The following is a 19,150-nucleotide window of genomic DNA, read 5'->3' on the forward strand; positions in this document are numbered from 1 at the left end:
GGATAGATTTGGAGATTCAAATAACCACAAAATTGATTGCCTTGCTGGGAAAGCCCTTGGACCATTCCTTTGCCGCCCGAATTCAGAACGAGGCCTTTGCCGCAGAAGGGCTGGACTACTATTATTATCCGTCGGAAGTGGGAAAAGAGGATTTGAAGATTGTCCTGGAAGCGGCGCGGGCTCAGAATTACGCCGGGCTGGTGATCACAAAGCCGAACAAAGTATTTGTCTGCGGTCTGCTGGATGATCTGGATCCCCTGGCCGCAGCAATGCAGTCGGTCAATACAGTGGTAAAAACAAAAGACGGACGCCTCGTCGGATACAACACCGATGGGCTGGCTTGCGTAAAATCGTTGGAGGATGCCGGGGTCCGTGTAAAAGAAGAGCGTTTTTTCTGCATCGGAGCAGGCGGAGTCGGCCGTTCCATTGCCTATACGCTGGCCCACTGCGGAGCGAAGAAGATATGGCTGACGGATGTGATTTCAGAGTCTGCGGATGCCCTCGGCCGGGACATCAACCGGGACTTTCCCGGCGTCGCGGAGGTTGTGTCCATGGAGAAGGCAGATCTTGTCCGAAATGTCTCCGGACAGGCGGAAGTGATCATGAACCTGACCGGCCTTGGGATGGGAAAATCGGCCGGGCAAATGCCATTTACACCGGAGATCTTTCATCCGGGCCAGCTGGCCTTCGATGCGATATATAATCCGCCGGAAACCCGTTTCCTAAAGGAAGCAAAAGCGCGCGGCTGCCGGACTCTCAATGGGATGAACATGAATGTGTACCAGGGAGCCATCGGATTCCAGCTCCATACGGGAAGAAAAGCGCCGATCGGGCAGATGAGGCGCACGGTGGAAACGATTTTGGCAGAGCGGGCGGCAGCAGAACAGAGAAGAGAGGAGACGGAAGGGTGAAACCAAGGTATTGTCTGGTCCATTTGACCAATGGATTTTGCCCTCCGCCGGAATTGGTGCTGCAGGCGGCCGGGGCCGGTTACGATTGCGTCAGCTTTCGCGGGATTCCCGCCCGTACGAAACAGAGCGGGGGCTTTTCCTCTTCCCTCAGCGGCCCGCCGCCTTTTGACTTTGCCGGAGACCGGCAGATGTTGCGGCGGACCAAACAGGCCTTGGCGGAGACTGGTCTTACGGTAAATGATATAGAAAACGCCCGGATCTTTCCTGGCGTTGATGTAAGGGATTACGAGGCGGATCTGGAAGCGGCTGCTGAACTTGGCTGTAAGAATATTTTGACGAATATCTGGTCGGAAGAGGAAGCTTTTTCCATGGAGCAATTTCAACGGCTCTGCGAGCTGGCGGCAGGATATGACCAATCGGTTCACCTGGAATTTGTCACCTGGTCCGCAGTGAAAGACCTTCGGACCGCTGCCCGCATGCTCTTGACCTCTGGATGGAAAAATGTTGGGATTGTGGTGGATACGCTGCATTTTTACCGTTCGCGGGTAAAAGTGGAGGAGTTGGATTTGCTCCCAATCGAGTGGTTTTCCTATGTCCATCTATGCGACTGCGGGCCGGAGATTCCGGAAGATATCCCTTCCCTGGTGAAAACCGGAATTCAGGAAAGATTGATTCCGGGGGAAGGGGCCGTGGATATCCGGGGGCTGTTGGAACGGATTCCGCAGGCGGTCCGGGGACTGGAAATTCCAAATCCGGATCGGATGAAACATCAGGGGATCGAACCTTATATCCGGTATTGCCTGGAACAGACGAGAGCGTATCTGGAAGGCTGAACGCGAAGAGAGACGAGACGTTCCCCATAACAGGCAGACCAAAACTCGTATCAATTTTAAGGACGCCGGCTTTGGCGGTAGGCCGGTGTCCTTATTTTAATCGCAAATCGCTGTAGTGATAAGAACATAATGATAAAAAAACACAAAGTGATATATCACTATTTTTGCTAAAAGGATTGACATATGGAAGAAAAGATGCTAATATCCTGGTATACAAAGAAATGAAGCGGAGAAGCAAAAGATAGTAATATATCACAGTGGAAAGAAACAAAAATATTGTAATTTCAATTGAACTAGCAGCCGGAGATGAAATACCGGCAGGAGGAGGAGAAACATGAGTGTTCAGAAACTGGATTTTGGGCAGCCGCTTTTTGAGATGGAATATGTGGAGAATGAGGAAAAGTATTTCGTAAAGCCGAAGAGCATGGTGATCAACCTGGCGGAGAGGAGCCAGACCATTATCTATATCAAGGGGATCCCGCTTCTTCCATTAAAAGGGACGATCGTGGAAGGCGTTTGGCTGGAAAACATCGGCCGCGCGCTGATTGTTCTGGATTATGAAAAATATGATATCGACGATCCGGAAGTAATCGCGCGGATCAAGGGCAGCTGGAAGAGCCTCTATGAGTGTTCTGGCATTGAGCGGCACAAAGGGATTCCTTATTTTAAGTCTCCGAAGGTTCGCGTAGGCGGAGATACGGAGCTGAACGTGTGCTTCACCGAGCCGATGGCTCCGTCCGGGCCTCACCGGGATCACGACAGAAACTTTGATGAGGTTCATGCTCAGATTCGTGGGTTCGGCAAGATGCAGAAATTCGAAACCAATGACACCAGCACGTTTTATCAGGAATACATCATGGCGCCGGGTATTGTCCACGACAAGTTTTACAATGAAAAAGGCGAGTATCCCTGGCATCAATACCACAGCATTACCCGTGCGGTTTATATGCCGATCGAAATCGACCGATAGGAGGAACCGATGAGCATAAAAAAATTAGATTTTGCCAAACCCTTTTTTGAGGATGTGGAGTTCGTGGAAAACGAGGCGGAATATTTCGTGGAACCAAAGAGCATTGTCATTAACCTGGCTCACAAGACACACGGAATCATCGATGCGGAAGGCCTTCCTCTGGAACCGTTAAAAGCGGCTGTCCTTCAGGGCGTTGTGTTAAAGGGCGTGGAGCGGGCGCTGGTGTTCCGCAATTACGACCGGTACGACGTGACCAATCCCGAAACGGCAGCTTTGGTGGAGAAAACCTGGAAATCCCTGTATGAGTGGTCCGGAAATGAACGCCAGAAGGGAATTCCCTATCATAAGACGGAAAAAATCCGCCTGACGGAAGATACTTCCGTGACGGTCTGCTATGCGGCTCCGATGTCTCCGTCCGGCCCCCACAAGGAGCATGCGAAGGACATTGACGAGGTTCATGTGCAGCTGCAGGGAATGGGAAAAGTGCAGCTGTTCCGGGAGAATGACCCGGCTGCCTTCTACCGGGAATTCATTTTGGCCCCCGGCAATGCCCATGACAGGATCTACGGGGAGAATGGGGAATATCCCTGGCATCAGTACCACAGCGTGACAGCTTCGGTCTATGTGCCGGTGGAAATCGAGCGGTAAGGGGGAGAACGATATGAAATTCAGTGTGTGCACGGTGGATCGGGATTTGAGCCCGGACGTTCCGTTTCCTCTCAGGGGAAAGACCTATGAGGAATGCGCCAGGCAGGCGGAACTTTTGGGTTTTGACGGAATTGAATTGCAAATTCAAGATCCCAAGTATTATAATGGAAGAGAACTGAAACAGATGTTGGATTCCCATGGTTTGGGAGCCTCGGCAGTGACCACGGGACTCGCCTATACCATGGAAGGAATGAGCATGACTCATCCGGATCCGAAGGTGCGCGCCGCCACGGTGGAGCGGCTGAAACGTCAGTTGGATCTGGCAAAGGAGCTGGATTCCCAGATCTTGATCGGATACCTGCGCGGACGCAAAGGGCCGGATCGAAGCGATCAGGAGTTTGAAGATATTTTGACAGAGACCCTGGGGGAAGTGGTGGAGTACGGAGCCAGCATTCAGACACCTACGGTATTTGAGCAGATCAACCGGAACGACGGGGATGTGTTTAATTCCACCGAGCGTACCATGAGCTTTTTGGAAAAATTTCACTCGGACTGGCTGCTCTACAATGGGGATACTTATCATATGCTCACCGAAGACTTTGACGTGCCGGCGGCGATCCGCCGTTCCCTTTCAAAGTTGGTTTTGTTCCATGTCTCGGATGAAGGCAGAAATCTGCCGGACGACAAGCATTTTGATTTTCATCAGGCAGCGTGCGTTTTAAAAGAAGCGGGTTATGAAAAATGGGTTTCCATTGAGTGCAAACCGCTGCCGGACAGCCTGACCGCTACCCGGCAGGGGATTGAATATTTAAAGAAAACATTTCGATAGGAGGAAATGATGGCATGAAGCAGAAAGTGGATCGCCCGATTGTAGTGGGTATGGTAGGAACCGGCTATGGCTGTGAGCTCCATGGAGGCGGCTATGAAAATATGGTGGGAATCCCGGTCCGCTTGAAGACCGTCTGCGGCGGTTCCAACCGGGAGAAGGCAGAGGCCATGAAGGAGCGTTACGGCTACGAAGTGGTCACCATGGATTATATGGATATCATCAATGATCCGGAGATCGACGTGGTGGATATCAATACCAATCAAACCCTGCATGTTCCGATTGCCATGGCGGCGTTAAAGGCAGGGAAACATGTCATCTGTGAGAAACCCCTGACCGGATATGTGGGGAACGGAGAGGACAATATCGGCAAGACCGTTCCGAAGTCCGTCATGTACGAGAGTGTTTTGGCACAGATGGATGAGCTGAAGGCCATCATTGAGACCAGCGGAAAGAAATTCATGTATGCAGAAAACCAGGTCTATGCGACGCCGGTACAGAAAGCCGCGGAGATTCTCCGGGCAAAGAAGAGTAAAATTGTGTTCATGAACAGTGAGAATACCCTGATTGGATCCAGCTCCCCCAAGGGCGGCCATTGGAACCAGATCGGGGGCGGTACGCTGATGAGAAACGGAATCCATGGGCTGACTGCGATGCTCTGGCTGAAACGCCAGGAGGCAAAGGCCCGCGGGGAAGAGTTTGGGATTGTCAGCGTGGTGGCGGATACCGGCGTGCAGACTGCGGCCATTGAGAAAGAGAAACACCGCTACATCAACGCCCATCCGGTGGATGTGGAAGATGTGGCCGTGGTGACCGTGACGTTCCTGGACGGGACCAAATGTGTCGCCATCTGCTCCGATGCGGTGCTGGGCGGATCCCGGAACACGGTGAATGTATATGCGCACGACGCTTCCTTCCGCTGCAACTTGAATCCCTGCGACATCCTGAACACTTATTTCATGGATGAGGAAGGGCTGGACGACGTGTACATTTCGGAAATGCTTCCGCAGAAGACCGGCTGGAACCAGGCGTTTGTCTCGGATGAAATCATCCGCGGCTATGCCGGCGAGCTGAAGAACTTCATGGAGTGCATTGCCTTTGACCGGGAGCCGGATTCTGATTTTTATCTGGCCTATGATGTGATGCGGGTGATTTATGGCGCTTACCGGTCGGCGGAAGAAGGAAAGAAGATCGTTTTCTAACAGGATCCGACGGCTGGAGTGTTTCGAATAGGCAGAGCAGCTGCGAGAATAGAGGTTGAAGTTTTGAAAAGCCTTGTTTTTGCAGCTGCTTTTTTGCGCAAAGATCAAGAAAACGGCAGGATCGGACGGGATGCGGCGGATGGGAGTTCGCAGTCTAAGGTCGCCGGATCCTGCAAATTTGCTTTCGTTTTTGGCATGGATGACCGGCGGGCGCCGGTAGGAGGAAATTGTCAGAGATATTTGAGCTTTGTACATTGCGAATTTTTCTTCTTTGGGGTACAATAACAAATAAAGAGCGAAATGAACTTTAGTTTCCTGCTGACTATGAGCAGCGGAAGCTCTTAACCTGTACCAGAGGAGGAAGAAACTATGAGTTACCCAAGAGAACAGGCATCCAGAGGGCTGCTTTTGCTGTTTGTATCGGCGATTATCTCTCTGTTTTCCTGGCTGCCCTTTATCGGGATCGTCGCGTTTGGATTAAATCTATATGCTCTGTATACGCTTTCCACGGCAGCAGAGGGATATCGGACCGCATTTTATGTGAATATCGTGGGGATTATTCTGTCAGTGGTCGGGATGGTGTTTAAAAACGGATTTCTAGGGGCTTTGGTTGACATGGCGATTCAAATTTTGAACTTCCTGTCCGTCTTTTTTATCTGCAAGACAACCGGGGATTTCCTTTCAACCGTTGATTATAGGCTTGCCGGAAGCGGGACGACAGTCTGGGTTCTCTACGCCGTTTGTACCGGCGTCATGATTTTGTGTGAACTGCTGAGCGTCATCCCGATTATCAATATCGGCGCAGCCCTTTTGTCGGCCGGAATTGCGGTTGTACAGTTCGTGGCCGGAATCCTGTATCTGATTTTCCTTTTTAGGAGTCAGAAAGCTTTGGCATAATGAAATCAGAGAATGAAGAATTCTCTGACTGAATTTGGAACCGTCTGCGGGGCAGGCGGTTTTTTGATTCTCCTCCCGCAGGGAAGAAACAGGGCGAATTTTGAACGGTAAAACATGGATATTGAAGTCTGAAATATAAGATAGCACTATTATACTGCAAATAAAGAGGGAATGATCAAAAATTGACAGGGAAATTGTTGAAAAATAACATGTTTATGCTATACTATTAGCATATCGATATATCGGTCAATAATAGGCAGGTATATGGATAGAATTTGATATAGCAGTCGGATAGCCGTAGGAGTAAAAGGGGGAGGATTGATTATGGCAATGATTCCATGTCCAGGATGTGGGGAGCCTGTTTCGGACAAGGCCCAAAAATGTGTTCACTGTGGTTATGTATTTTTTCCGGATGGGAAGAGGATCTGCCCGGAATGTGGAGCGGAGATCGAAGAGGGAGCAGATATTTGCAGCAAGTGCGGATGCCCAGCTGAAGTAAAAGAAAAAGATCAGACTGATGAGTCGCAGCAGGTGGAATTTACTGGTGACATAACGCCAAAAAAGGTACAGAAATCGAAAAAATCAATTATCATCGCCGCTGCGGTGATTGTAGTTGCGGTGATCGGTATTTTTGCTTTTCAGCAAATAAAAAAACAGAACGCGGCTAAAGAGGCTGAGCGTTTGAGCTAGGAATACAGCGAAAATCTGGAACTGATTGCATATGACATGTTGTCTGGGGCTGCGGACGCTGAGACGGCGGGAAATCTAATTAAAAAAGTATGGTATAACTCGATTTATGAGAAGACAGATTCATCCACGGATAAATTCACCCGAAAAAACCAGGGGAGCGGTGCGTTCTATGATGATTTCAACGATGCGCTAGGGAATTTATTTCGAGATGCCAGCTTTCAGATTAAGATAAAATCAGTGGAAGAGAATCAGGAAAAGGTGTCATCTTTGATGAAAGACATGAAGAATCCTCCGGAAGAACACGAGGAAGCCTACCGTACTTTGCAAGACTATTACGACGCTTACCTGGAATTTACTAATTTAGTTGTCAATCCGTCTGGTAGTTTGCAGACGTTTTCGGAGAATTTCAATTCGACGGATCAAAATGTATCTAATTATCTAAGTAAAATGCAGTTATATCTAGATGACTAAACCGCTTATGCTGGTGATAGGAAGTGGCAAAAATAGCTGGAAATCATAAGACAGATCAGGATAGAGGCTGTATGTCTATCCTGATCTGTCTTGCTTTTGCAAATAAAATTGTTCTCTTCCCCAATTCTATGTTATACTTCACATAAGACAAAAAGGAATCCCGGCTTTCTGGCGGCGATATTTCCAGCGGGAGATTAGGAGAACTATGGCGATCAATAAAACAATGAGGAAGATTTTAAAGGCCCTGTCCTATGGGGATCTGGAGCTTCAAACCTCCAGGCGGGCCGCCAACTTGAAGGCATTGGATCCGCTGAAGCCGTTCTATAAGGCCATGGACTGCAAGGTTTTCAGCGGGGATCACGAGATTCCCACAAGGGTCTATCTGCCGGAAGAAGAGCTGACGGTTTCGGTGGGCAGGGAGACCGCCCTGCCGGTTCTCCTCTTTCTTCACGGCGGCGGATGGGTCACGGAGAGCGTGGATACTTACAACCGCATCTGCGCGAGACTTGCCAAATCAACCGGCCATGCCGTGGTCTCCGTGGGTTACCGGCTGGCGCCGGAATACCGGTTCCCCATTGGCCTGGAAGATTGCTATGCCGTGGCGAAGGCGGTGTTCACGAACCAGTTTTTCCTGAATACCAGGCCGGACCGGATCACCGTGATCGGCGACAGTGCCGGAGGAAATCTGGCGGCGGCCTTGTCCCTGCTTGCAAGGGACCGGGGAGAATTCCTCCCCCAGCGGCAGATTTTGATTTACCCTGCTGTGAACAACGACTATTCGGAGGCATCCCCGTTTCCTTCGGTCCGGGAAAACGGAACGGATTTTCTTTTGACCTCCCAGAAACTTTGCCGGTATCTGGAACTGTACGAGAGCAGCGTGGAGGACCGGAAGAATCCTTATTTTGCTCCGATCCTTGCGGAGGATTTGTCCAACCAGCCCCGCACGCTGATCTTGACCGCGGAATATGATCCGCTGCGGGATGAAGGCGAGGCGTATGGCAGGCGTTTGGCGAGAGCCGGAAATCAAGTGGAGGTCCGCCGGATCAAAGATGCCCTTCACGGCTATTTTGCCCTTGGTATTAAGTTTTACCATGTCCAGGAGAGTTTAGAAATCATCAATCAGTTTTTAAAGGAGTCGGATTATCATGGAGAAGAGAAAGGAACGGATTCCCCGCTGGAGGCGGCTGGACAACGCGGCTAAAATTTTTCCGGCCACCAGCAACCAGAAGGACACTCGTGTATTCCGGTTCTACTGTGAGCTGAAAGAGCCGGTGCAGGGGGAGGCCCTGCAGACGGCTTTGGACGCCGCCCTGGAGACCTATCCCCTTTTTCTGTCTGTGATGCGGAAAGGGCTTTTTTGGTATTATCTGGAGAGCAGCGAGCTGCGGCCGGTCGTGCGGGAGGAGGCGGAGCCGCCCTGCGATTCCCTCTTTATCCGCGACCGGAAAACTCTGCTGTTCCAGGTGTCTTATTATAAGAACAGAATCAACCTGGAAGTGTTCCATGCCTTGACGGACGGGACCGGAGCCATCTGTTTTCTGAAAGAACTGGTCAAACGGTATTTACTGGTCAGCCACGGGGAGGAGGGGCTGATGGATCTGCCTCTGGAGGAACAGGAGATCACCGTGGAAGATCAGATTACGGATGGGTTCGCCAAGTATTACAAAAAGAAACCAAAGAGCAAAGAGAAGAAAAAGCCCGCCTCCTATCAGCTGGAAGGGGTGAAGGATCCTTACGGAGATTTGGATATTCTGGAAGGGGTTGTGTCCAGCCAGGCGCTTCGGAGAACAGCAAAAGAAAAGGGGGTGACTGTGACCATACTCCTATCTGCCGTTTTGCTCTGGGCAATCCGGGAGGAGATGAAGGCAAACCGAATGCGGCCGGTGGCCCTGATGGTGCCGGTCAATCTGAGAAAATATTATCCTTCCTCCTCCATGCTGAATTTTTTCGGCTGGATTGAGCCGAGGTATGATTTCCAGCAGGAAGATTCTCTGGAAGCTGCCCTCCGGCAGATGAAGGAGGACTTTGCCAGGGAGCTGACGCCGGAGCGGGTCGGGCAGAAAATGAATGAGCTGGTGGCTTTGGAGCGCAATCCGTTTCTGCGGGCGGTTCCTCTGGCCCTAAAAACGCTGGTGCTGCGCCTGGCCTTAAAATTGGGAGAAAATGGAGTCACAGCCATCTTTTCCAATCTTGGCGTTGTGACGATGCCAGAGGAGTATGGCAAATATATGAAACGATTCGGCGTTTTCACCAGCACGGCCAAGATGGAGCTGACGGTCTGCTCTTACCAGGATGATCTGGTATTCAGCTTCACGACCCGGCTCCTGGGACGCAATGTACAGCGGAACTTTTTCCGGATCCTGGGTGAACTGGGGGTGCCGGTGACCATCCTGGAAGGACAGTTTCCGGAGGAAACATCGTCCGCCGGGCAGAGCAGCCGCCTGTTCCGCAGCTTTACTTTTGGATGTCTGGCCGTTTTGGTGGCGGTTCTCGCCGGGGGGCAGTTGGTTTGGCCTGACGCCCATTGGGGGCTGTATGCCGCCGGAGGTGTTGCCAGTCTATGGGTGATGGGAGCTTTCGGATTTTATAAACGGCGGAATCCTCTGAAAGGCGCGATATGGATGGCCGTGGCGGCGGATGTCGGGTGTCTGATCTGGGATTTTGCTACGGGCTGGCGGGGCTGGTCTGTGGATTATGTACTTCCGGCCGCCGGCGTGGCTGCCATGGTCCTGATGCCGGCCCTATCCCGGATGCGGCGGATTCCTCTGCGGGAGAACATGATCTATTCGATTTTGTCCGCCATGCTGGCTCTGATTCCTCTGCCGCTTTTGATCTTTGGCGCGGCAGGCCAACAGGTTCCTTCGTTAATCTGCGCCGGACTTGGCGTGCTGCGCATCGGCCAGATGGCCTTATTCCGGGGACGGGAGATGAGGGAAGAACTGCATAAGAAGCTGCATTTGTAGAAATTTCTGAGTGCAGACAAAAGCCAACACACAAAATCAAGCGAGTGGAAAGGAAATCTTCGCAAGAATCCCAATTTTTATTTCGTCGGTACAAAATCCCGGCAGTGCTCCGTCTGAGCCACTGCCGGGATTTTTTAATCAGAGATTTTCAAAATTTTACGCCGGATATTTTAAATTCCAGCGCATTTCTGGGCGGCGTTTTTCTGCTGCGGTATCCATTGATTGAGAAAACCATGCCTGTGCATCACGGTTCATTCCGGGATGTAGGCTTTTGATCGTTGTCTGCTTCTTTTTCATATCGTTAATACTGTGAATGAGAGTGGGCAAAATAGAAAGGTATCATTCGATTCTGAAGGAAGGAACCTGCTATGGACCAATTATCAAAGAAAGAGCTGACTGCATTTAAAGAATACCTGCATCAGGAAGAAAAAAGTGAAGCTACCGTGGAAAAGTATCTGCACGACGTGCGCTGCTTCTATACTTTTCTTGAACAAAGAGCCACAGAGAAAACGGAGGTTTTGGCATACAAGGAGCATTTGATAAAACGTTACGCCCCTGCCAGCGTGAACTCCATGTTGGTGGCGTTAAACTGCTTTCTGCGGTTTTGCGGACGAGCGGAGTGCTGTGTGAAGCTATTAAAAATTCAACGGCAAATTTTTTGCCGCCAGGAAAAAGAGTTAACCAGGGGAGAATACCGGCGGCTGGTAAATGCGGCCAGGGACACTCAGTTATCATATATCCTGCAAACCATTTGCGGAACAGGTATCCGGATCAGCGAACTGCGATTCGTCACCGTGGAGGCGGTTCGGAACGGAAGGGCAGTGGTCAACAGTAAAAACAAGACGAGGGTGATCTTTTTCCCTGCGCCGTTGAAAAAGCTGCTGTTCCGGTATATAAAAAAGACCAATCTGCAAACCGGGCCGGTCTTTATCGGCAAGAATGGTAAGCCATTGGACCGCAGCTATATCTGGCGCATTATGAAAGGGCTTTGTGCTAGGGCAAACGTGGCTCAGAGCAAAGTTTTCCCTCATAATCTCAGACACCTATTTGCAAAAACATTTTACTCCATTGAAAAAGACATCATACGTCTGGCTGATCTGCTGGGCCATAGCAGCGTGGACACCACGAGGATATACACAATGGAATCCGGTGATGGCCATCTGGCCCGCCTCGGACGGATACAGAAAACCCTTCTGGTCACATAATACGGATTATGTGGACCATCCGCTCAATGATATATGCTGCATACATAGATTTTTACTTATTTATTTCTTCTACTTATAACATAAATGCCGCTCTTTTTCAAGAGATTCGGCAGATTTCTCAGTGACATCTTACCATAGGCAGAAAGAAACAAGCCGGAAGAATTTCACCTCTTCCCGCCTGGTTTTTTGTGCCTTTTTAACAGATATAAAAAACATTCCGCTAGGGATGCACAGAGTCTGCCCTTTAGGGTACACAAATGTAAAGAAAGATGCCGCTGATGCAGCACATTTGCGGCGCAGATTTTCGCAAAATAAATTTTATTCGTTTTGAACGGATATTTATGAAACTTTTGGGCCCAACTTTTGGAAGATCGTACTGTTTTTTAGTCACATAATCCGTATTATGTGACGGCTCATGAGAGAGGGTGGGCAAAAGGGAGGAGTTAACCGGTGACAGAGTTTAGAAAAACAGCACAAATGGAAACGGTATTTCGGTCGCTGCCGGTATTTGTCCAACAGCATAGCTGCATGGTTGGCAAATACGCCGAATTAATCGTTGATTCCATATCGCAGGCAAAGTATAAACCCGATCAAGGCGAGCTGCCTTTGGAAATGCTTTCTCATGTTGATATTTGGGGAAAGTACCATGATATCGGCAAAGCGGCTATTCCCGATTCCATCCTGAACAGTACCCGGCCGTTGGAAGATTTCGAATGGAAACTCATATATGCGCACACGATGCTTGGCGCCTATATCATCCTGGGCAGGATCCCCCTGCCGCTCCGGGAGCCGCCCTCCAAGCTGTGGGAAATGGCCGCCCAATGTTGTTTATACCACCATGAACGGTGGGATGGCAACGGATATCCGTTTGGATTTTCTAAAGAGTCGATTCCCCTTCCGGCCCGGATCATTGGAATCGCAGACGCATATGACGCAATGACTGCCGACAGACCCTATCACAAAGGAATCTCGGAAGCGGCGGCATTGGCGGAAATCCAAAAGGGCGCGGGAACGCAGTTTGACCCTGTTTTGGCAGAGGTGTTTCTTGAGGTCATGTCGAGAAAAGCGAACGCGGTTAACTGGTAAGAGAAAGATTCCAAGACACCGGACCGCCTAGACTGGTACCAGAGTGATGGAACCAGTCTAGGCGATTTTTTTGCACATACCGGACAATAAGACCCGATTGGAACAGAGAGAGGACAATTTAACTCTAAAATCTTGGATAGAAGACTGTGAAACTTGGAACAAAACAAGGATCGCATGAATAGAACAAGGAATTGTTTCCTGAAGGAATGTTGCTTTACAAATAAACATAAGATTAATATACTTCATGATGAAGTGAGAAATCAGAAATGATTTTCGCGATGAATTCGGAATATATTGACGAAAGATGACTGGAATGTTATAATAACCACGAACACCAAATATAGTTTTGTGGAAAACGGGCGCCCGGATTCTTCACGAATCTTCACACAAGACTTGTTTTGGTCCATATCTAGTTCACGATACTACAAAAAGGAGAGAGTCTATGTTTGATTGGTTCAACGATCTCGTAGCTGCGCTGAATGGCCCTATATGGGGTGTCGGCATGTTGGTTTTGATTGTAGGTTCGGGTTTGTATTTTACAGTAAGACTTGGATTCTTCCAGTTTGTTCATTTTAAAGATATGTGGAGCCGGATTTTAGACAAAAATGCTTCCGATTCCGGCATATCCTCCTTTGCCTCTTTCTGCACGACCATGGCAATGCGCATTGGCACCGGCAATGTGGCCGGAGTGGCCGTTGCCATATTTATGGGCGGCCCCGGCGCGCTGTTTTGGATGATTCTCGCAGGTATGACAAACTCGGCCGTGTGTTTTTCTGAGTGTACCTTGGGTTCTCTGTATAAAACCAAAATCGATGGAGAATACCGGGGAGGAGGCGCTTACTGTGCCCAGCGGGGACTGAACTGGAAGGCATATGGCGCTTTCTTGGCTGTTATCTTGATGATTGGCACTGCCTGTTTCATGCCCGCGGCGGCCACTTTTACCATCTGCGACGGTTTTAAAAACGCGATCGGCGTTCCCATGTGGGTCAGCGCTCTGATTATCGCAGTCGTCATGCTGATCGTGGTATTCGGCGGTGTTAAGAGAATCAGTTCCGTAGCTTCCATGGTTGTACCCTTTATGACGGTGATTTATCTGATTGCGGCGGTGGTTATTATCATTCTGAATATCACTGAAGTTCCTGCATTGATTAAAAATGTGGTTACATCTGCTTTTGGAGCAAACGCAATTTTTGGCGGCAGTATCGGTATTGCGATCCAGCAGGGCGTGAAGAGAGGAACCTTCTCCTCCGCCTCTGGTATGGGCGAGGCTTCCCCGACCGCAGCCGCAGCCGAGACCAGCCACCCGGTCAAGCAGGGGATGGCAAATGCGGCTGGTGTATGGCTGGATACCGTCATCGTTTGTACGGCTTCCGGTCTGATGATTCTGCTGACAGATTGTTTTAATACCCAGTTCGGATATGTTGGAAGCGGTTCCTCCCAGATGGCCGCGCTGGCGGCGGAAGGCACCAACGGCGTAATCTTTGTACAGCTGGCAGTCCAGCAGGTCCTTGGAGCCATTGCCCCGCTGTTTATTGCAATCATGCTGGCCTTGTTCTCCTTTACCTGCCTGATCAGCTATTATTACGAGGCGGAGAGCGCCGCCATGTTTTTATTCCAGGGTGAGAAGAAGGCGAAGATTCGCAAGATCGTGACCAGAACCATGCAGTTCGGCATGCCTGTTTTGATCTTTATCTGGGGAAATGTGGAATCTGGCCTGGCATGGAATTTGTCGGATTTGGCTCTTGGCTCCTGCACATGGATTAATATGCTTGTCGTACTGGCGCTGTCCCCGAAAGTATTCGCCATGTATAAAGATTATGAAAGACAGATGAAAGCCAAGATCGATCCCTACTATAATCCCAACAAGCTGTCCTGGAAAGGTGTAGATGTGGAGATGTGGAATGAGATCAATAAAAGCCGGATTGAAGCAGAAAAATAAAAGATGGTAAGCTGACATACATAGGCCGGATGGGAAAGAAAGATGCTGCTTGCCGGTCCGGCCTTTTCCTTGCCTGCCGGGAGGCAGCCGGCTCAGGAACGGCAGAGAAGAGTTGGGATTGGTTTTTTTATGGGAAATTCAAATGGAAATTTCCATAGAAAAGAAAGAAGAAGTACTTTACAATAAAAAGTTCGCTCTGTACAAACTATGACCAGTATTGTATAATAATAGAGCATTACTCAAGCGGCAAGGGGAGCGGGCTGAGATTCGGATACAAAAGAGCAAGTATTTCATCCCGAAATATCTGCCGACAACATATGTGAGGAGGAAAAAGAGATGAGTAAGGTGAGCAAAAAGCTGGCTGCGCTGGTATTTGCAGCTGTGCTGGCAATGGCGCTGCTGGTTGGGTGCGGCAGCACTCCGGCAATTGTGGGTACATGGAAAGCGGCTACCGTAGAGGCGAGCGGAGTAAGCATGGACTTTGACGCCTTTGCGAAACAGCTGGGAGGGGACGCGGATTCCGTGAAGATCGAAATGGTCGCAAAAGAAGATAAGACCTTTTCCATGACTTTGATGGACCAGTCTCAGGACGGCACATGGGCAGAAAAAGATGGGAAGTTCGTTCTGACTGCCGACGGAGAAGATCTGGAAGTACAGATCGAGGACGGAAAGCTGATCATTGCCGAAGATTCTATGGGAGTAAAGATTACTTTTGAGAAAAAATAATCACAGGCAATGGGGATTCCGGGAGCTGCCGCAGGAAATTTTATATGCGGCGGCTCCCCTTTTTTTCCGCAGGAAAGAATGGAAAAACACTTGACAAAAACAGGATTATCGAGGATAATATACAGGTAGCGAATTTCATATAGCTCCATTTATGTGCGGATATAGTTCATTGGTAGAACACCAGCTTCCCAAGCTGGATAGGCGGGTTCGATTCCCGTTATCCGCTTTTTTGTTGCAAAAACGTGGGTTTCGGGGAGGCAGCGTCGGATGATGGGAGAGGGCTTTTCCTCTGATTTACAAATAATTTACAAAATTTCTGCACAAACAAAACCGCCAGGATGTGGCGGTCTTTTCGTTTAGAAGGTATGTGCTAATTTTTGCATTTCTTCGGCTTTGGTATCCGGTAGGACATGACTGTACAAATCCATTGTCATAGCTAGGGTAGAATGCCCTAGTATCATCTGCACAACTTTGGGCTTCATTCCATTTTCGAGGGCCCTGGTGGCAAAGGTATGGCGGAATGTGTGAGGGGTGATAGTATCAAATTCTTTTCCGTCCGCCCGTATGCTTTTTATGATCTCCTGCATGTCTTTCCGGATTTGAGTATCCCATATGGTTTTCCCAAGGGAATCCGTGAACACAGTATTTTCCAGACCTTCTTTGTATCCCCATTCTTCGCCAAAGCGTAGGCGGTTCTCTAGCTGCTGCTTCTTTCGGGATTTCAACAGTGCTTCTACATGGTTCAGTATAGGAATTTCACGTCGGCTGCTTTCTGTTTTCGGGGCGTCTTTGATACGTTTTCCCTGTTCTCTAAGGTAAACGAGAGTTCCATTCACTTGGAGAACTTTCTTTTTGAAATCAATATCTTGCCATTGCAGTGCTAAAATTTCATTGATTCTCATACCCGTGGAAAGCGCAAAAAGATAGATATCATAATATTGAGAAGAAGCAGCATATTTAAGAAAAGTATCTTGTTCATCTTTTGACATTACACGGCGTTCCTTTTTGCTAACAAATTTGGGGAGAACAACCTTTGAAACGGGATTGCTTTGTACAATTCCATTTCGTTCCGCTTGCTTATACATATTAAGCAAGACGATATAAGGAAGGTTTACCCGTGTCTTTGAAAGGCCATCGCCGTAATATTGGTTGATTAAACGCTGAATCATTTCCGGACGAATACTTTTTAACTGCTTTTTTCCAATATGCGGCCTGATTTGAGCATCGTATACCTGCCGATAGGTTTCTGCGGTGCTGGCTTTTACACTGTTCGCTTTATATTCGTCCATCCAGATTTTGAACCAAGCGTCAACCGTGATATTGGATTCTTTGGCATAAATCCCATGTTCCACTTCATAACGCAAAGCGTCCAGGGCTTTGATGGTTTTCTTTATTGTATCACCGCTCACAATGTAAGGCTCGCCCTGGTACATAAAACGCCCGGAATAGCGGCCATCGGGCCTCTGAGTGATGCCTTTTGGAAGGACATTTCCTTCTTTGTCATACCGTTGTTTCATCTCATTTTCCTTTCACAGCACAATGCCATATTTACTCTTTTTGTAGGACTGCTGGCAGGAGGACGCTTTCCTTCATTTTCCAGTATGTCCAGAAATGGTTAAACGTCCCAACGCCAACCCCGCCGGCATTAACATTTCTTAACATGTCAATGCAGCTCTGAGCCACCCTATTCTTCGTAGTCGATTTTCTGATCGAATCCCGATTCTCCCTTCACATAAGTAAGCTATGCAGATGCCTTAATTGCTCAGCATCGTTTAAACGCAGGATACCTATAATCAATAACATTTTTAACCATTCTACATCTGTTAAAGTTTTACATTCCTGTGAATTTGCTGCCTTGCGGAAGAACTCCATGATCTCATAAAGCTGCTTCAAACGAATTTCACTTAGCGTTCCTACATGTCTCACAAGTTCTTGGAGCAATTCTGATTTTCTCATACCCCCTACCCTGCCAATATTCCATATGCTTCACTTGCCAGTTCCCCTACTCGAAAAATATAATCGTGGGCGATATCACATTGCACCCGTGCCCGGTCATGGAACTTCAAAATTGCCGTTTCATCCGTAATGCTGAAATAATCTTCCACCAACGCCAAGATCGGAATCCAGGCCCGCTCCTGCATGTCGCGGAGTTCTGCGATCACGTCCCGCAGTTTATTCCACTTTTCCATATTGCCTCCTTTACATCTGGGCGGCTGATATGGTATAATCAAACCGCCCTTAAGTCTAGTTTTGGGTACTTGCCCCTATCAGAGTGGCCGCTCTGGTAAGGGCTTTTTCTTATGCTACCGTGAACCGCCTGCCGCTGATCTGCCGGGCGTATTGGTTGTAAAGTGCTTCGTGCTCCGCTTTGAATGCCTTGCTGTCAAACTTGCTGGAAATGATGGTTTTCCACCTGACCACAAAGGAACCGGCTTTTACTTCCTCCTGCCCTTTCCGCTCCATGTCCTTCTTGATCTCAGCTTTCAGTGCTTCGGCCTGTTCTTCCAGGGCCCTCATCTGGGCTTCGATTTCTTTCAGCTTCTTTACTCTGTTTTCTAGTGCTCTTTCTCCCATCGGGATACCTCCTTTTTGCAACCCTCCCATCATCTTCCTGGCTATGACTGTGACCTACCCTTGAGCGTTTCACAGGTATATGGTTGGGAGTATCGGACGCTTTCGGCCTTGGACGCTTTTACGTCTTTTTCCGGTTGCTCTCTATTTGATATATCTTATTATACAGCAAATGCTAAATATTGTCAAGCATTTTCTAATAGTATTTGCTGTATATTTTTAACTTTATGCTTGATTTTATCAATATTTTACTGTATAATCTTAAGAAATGGAGGTGACACTGTGACAATCGCGCAAAAACTGAATATGGCCTTATCTTATAAGGGAATGAGCCAAGCAGAGCTAGCTCGAAAAATTGGAACTACGCCATCAAATCTAAATCAGAAAGTAAAACGAAATACCCTGACAAAAGAGGAGCTTGAACAAATTGCGTCCATTCTAGGTTGCACATGGCGTGCTGAATTTGTTTTTGATGATGGAACTGTCATATAACTTGCATGGCATAGAATCTAATAATCTGCTCAGACACTGCATACAATAACCATGAAAGGAAGTGCATACCATGAGTAATCGCGAATTTGCCAAGAATCTTATTGATCAGATACCAGAAAATCGTTTATTTTATGTTATTTCATACTTACAAGGGGCGGCTGTTCCGGACGAAATGCCAAATACGGAAACGCTAGAAGCTTTTACTGAACTAGACAATGGTGGTGGTCATCATTTTACGGGTTCTACAGAACAACTTTTTGCCGAATTGATGGAGAATTAACAATGCTTGATGTAAGATATTCAACTAAGTTCAAAAAAGATTTTAAAACTTGTATCAAGCGTCATTGTAAGATGGAACGACTACAGCAAGTGATCGACATATTACGAATCCCCGATGCACTACCTCCGAAAAATGTTGATCACAGCTTAGGAGGCAATTACACTGGCTATCGAGAATGCCATATAGAACCGGACTGGCTATTAATTTACCGCCAGGATGAGAGTGAACTCTTGTTATACCGAACCGGGACGCACGCAGACTTATTTGGAATGTAGTACGACTACTTACTTTGTTTTTATCAAACACAAAAAATAGCGCCCCTGCTCTGGTAAAGTAAGGCGCTATTTTTGATAGTAACTTGAAAATCGGGCGGCCAGGTGTACGCTGGCTTACCGGCTCTCTTGTTGAGTCTATTATAACCTTTCCTCCTGCCATCGTCA

21 protein-coding genes and 1 tRNA gene are annotated in these 19,150 nt (G+C 48.4%); 18 read left to right on the top strand and 4 right to left on the bottom strand.

Features of this window, described 5'->3' with window-relative positions; translation table 11 throughout:
* Window positions 1-8 precede the first annotated feature (8 nt).
* The 15 genes from MUB23_RS00265 (at window position 9) to MUB23_RS00335 (ending at window position 15,593) form a co-directional block, all read left to right on the top strand.
* Window positions 9-911, top strand: coding sequence for a shikimate dehydrogenase family protein (locus MUB23_RS00265; protein WP_244798182.1), 903 nt, complete (start codon window positions 9-11; stop codon window positions 909-911).
* Window positions 908-1,744 (top strand): sugar phosphate isomerase/epimerase family protein, encoded by an 837-nt coding sequence (locus tag MUB23_RS00270; RefSeq protein ID WP_244798183.1) that lies wholly within the window; start codon window positions 908-910, stop codon window positions 1,742-1,744. The genes MUB23_RS00265 and MUB23_RS00270 overlap by 4 nt, the downstream gene beginning before the upstream one ends.
* Window positions 1,745-2,078: 334 nt before the next feature.
* Complete coding sequence (locus MUB23_RS00275; RefSeq protein ID WP_244798184.1) at window positions 2,079-2,714, top strand: hypothetical protein; 636 nt, start codon at window positions 2,079-2,081, stop codon at window positions 2,712-2,714.
* 9 nt (window positions 2,715-2,723) lie between these two features.
* Window positions 2,724-3,362 carry a hypothetical protein gene (locus tag MUB23_RS00280; RefSeq protein WP_244798185.1) on the top strand — a complete coding sequence of 213 codons (639 nt, stop codon included), beginning with the start codon at window positions 2,724-2,726 and terminating at the stop codon, window positions 3,360-3,362.
* A 13-nt stretch (window positions 3,363-3,375) separates the two neighbouring features.
* A complete protein-coding gene (locus MUB23_RS00285) occupies window positions 3,376-4,191 on the top strand; it encodes a sugar phosphate isomerase/epimerase family protein (protein WP_244798186.1) in 816 nt (271 codons plus the stop codon).
* 14 nt (window positions 4,192-4,205) lie between these two features.
* Window positions 4,206-5,390, top strand: coding sequence for a Gfo/Idh/MocA family protein (locus MUB23_RS00290; RefSeq protein WP_244798187.1), 1,185 nt, complete (start codon window positions 4,206-4,208; stop codon window positions 5,388-5,390).
* Between the two features lie 369 nt (window positions 5,391-5,759).
* Window positions 5,760-6,287 carry a hypothetical protein gene (locus MUB23_RS00295; protein ID WP_244798188.1) on the top strand — a complete coding sequence of 176 codons (528 nt, stop codon included), beginning with the start codon at window positions 5,760-5,762 and terminating at the stop codon, window positions 6,285-6,287.
* A gap of 324 nt (window positions 6,288-6,611) precedes the next feature.
* Window positions 6,612-6,977 carry a zinc-ribbon domain-containing protein gene (locus tag MUB23_RS00300; protein WP_244798189.1) on the top strand — a complete coding sequence of 122 codons (366 nt, stop codon included), beginning with the start codon at window positions 6,612-6,614 and terminating at the stop codon, window positions 6,975-6,977.
* Window positions 6,978-7,653: 676 nt separating this feature from the next.
* On the top strand, window positions 7,654-8,649 hold the full coding sequence (locus MUB23_RS00305) for an alpha/beta hydrolase (RefSeq protein ID WP_244798190.1): 996 nt from the start codon (window positions 7,654-7,656) through the stop codon (window positions 8,647-8,649).
* The gene (locus MUB23_RS00310) at window positions 8,594-10,411 is read left to right on the top strand and encodes a DUF6320 domain-containing protein (RefSeq protein WP_244798191.1); all 1,818 of its coding nucleotides are present in this window, start codon (window positions 8,594-8,596) and stop codon (window positions 10,409-10,411) included. Before MUB23_RS00305 ends, MUB23_RS00310 begins: the two co-directional genes overlap by 56 nt.
* 368 nt (window positions 10,412-10,779) lie before the next feature.
* On the top strand, window positions 10,780-11,616 hold the full coding sequence (locus MUB23_RS00315) for a tyrosine-type recombinase/integrase (RefSeq protein ID WP_244798192.1): 837 nt from the start codon (window positions 10,780-10,782) through the stop codon (window positions 11,614-11,616).
* Between the two features lie 450 nt (window positions 11,617-12,066).
* Window positions 12,067-12,702, top strand: coding sequence for an HD-GYP domain-containing protein (locus tag MUB23_RS00320; RefSeq protein ID WP_244798193.1), 636 nt, complete (start codon window positions 12,067-12,069; stop codon window positions 12,700-12,702).
* Window positions 12,703-13,144: 442 nt separating this feature from the next.
* Window positions 13,145-14,641 (top strand): alanine/glycine:cation symporter family protein, encoded by a 1,497-nt coding sequence (locus MUB23_RS00325; protein ID WP_244798194.1) that lies wholly within the window; start codon window positions 13,145-13,147, stop codon window positions 14,639-14,641.
* 336 nt (window positions 14,642-14,977) lie between these two features.
* Complete coding sequence (locus MUB23_RS00330; RefSeq protein WP_244798195.1) at window positions 14,978-15,367, top strand: Hsp20/alpha crystallin family protein; 390 nt, start codon at window positions 14,978-14,980, stop codon at window positions 15,365-15,367.
* A 155-nt stretch (window positions 15,368-15,522) separates the two neighbouring features.
* Window positions 15,523-15,593, top strand: a tRNA-Gly gene (locus MUB23_RS00335).
* Between the two features lie 130 nt (window positions 15,594-15,723).
* Here MUB23_RS00335 and MUB23_RS00340 read toward each other — a convergent pair.
* The 4 genes from MUB23_RS00340 to MUB23_RS00355 all read right to left on the bottom strand — a co-directional run bounded on the left by MUB23_RS00340 (window position 15,724) and on the right by MUB23_RS00355 (window position 17,941).
* On the bottom strand, window positions 15,724-16,884 hold the full coding sequence (locus MUB23_RS00340) for a tyrosine-type recombinase/integrase (RefSeq protein ID WP_244798196.1): 1,161 nt from the start codon (window positions 16,882-16,884) through the stop codon (window positions 15,724-15,726).
* Window positions 16,885-17,095: 211 nt separating this feature from the next.
* On the bottom strand, window positions 17,096-17,323 hold the full coding sequence (locus MUB23_RS00345) for a hypothetical protein (RefSeq protein ID WP_244798197.1): 228 nt from the start codon (window positions 17,321-17,323) through the stop codon (window positions 17,096-17,098).
* 5 nt (window positions 17,324-17,328) lie between these two features.
* Window positions 17,329-17,556 (bottom strand): hypothetical protein, encoded by a 228-nt coding sequence (locus MUB23_RS00350; RefSeq protein ID WP_244798198.1) that lies wholly within the window; start codon window positions 17,554-17,556, stop codon window positions 17,329-17,331.
* Window positions 17,557-17,665: 109 nt separating this feature from the next.
* The gene (locus MUB23_RS00355; protein WP_244798199.1) at window positions 17,666-17,941 is read right to left on the bottom strand and encodes a hypothetical protein; all 276 of its coding nucleotides are present in this window, start codon (window positions 17,939-17,941) and stop codon (window positions 17,666-17,668) included.
* 279 nt (window positions 17,942-18,220) lie between these two features.
* Here MUB23_RS00355 and MUB23_RS00360 point away from each other — a divergent pair, with 279 nt between their 5' ends.
* The 3 genes from MUB23_RS00360 (at window position 18,221) to MUB23_RS00370 (ending at window position 18,985) form a co-directional block, all read left to right on the top strand.
* Window positions 18,221-18,430, top strand: coding sequence for a helix-turn-helix domain-containing protein (locus tag MUB23_RS00360; RefSeq protein WP_244798200.1), 210 nt, complete (start codon window positions 18,221-18,223; stop codon window positions 18,428-18,430).
* A 70-nt stretch (window positions 18,431-18,500) separates the two neighbouring features.
* Entirely contained in the window at window positions 18,501-18,710 is a 210-nt protein-coding gene (locus MUB23_RS00365; protein WP_244798201.1) for a hypothetical protein, read from the top strand.
* Between the two features lie 2 nt (window positions 18,711-18,712).
* Entirely contained in the window at window positions 18,713-18,985 is a 273-nt protein-coding gene (locus MUB23_RS00370; protein ID WP_244798202.1) for a type II toxin-antitoxin system YafQ family toxin, read from the top strand.
* Window positions 18,986-19,150 lie beyond the last annotated feature (165 nt).

Origin of the sequence: Cuneatibacter sp. NSJ-177 (assembly GCF_022867805.1) — a bacterium.
Taxonomy (GTDB): Bacteria; Bacillota; Clostridia; order Lachnospirales; family Lachnospiraceae; genus Pseudolachnospira.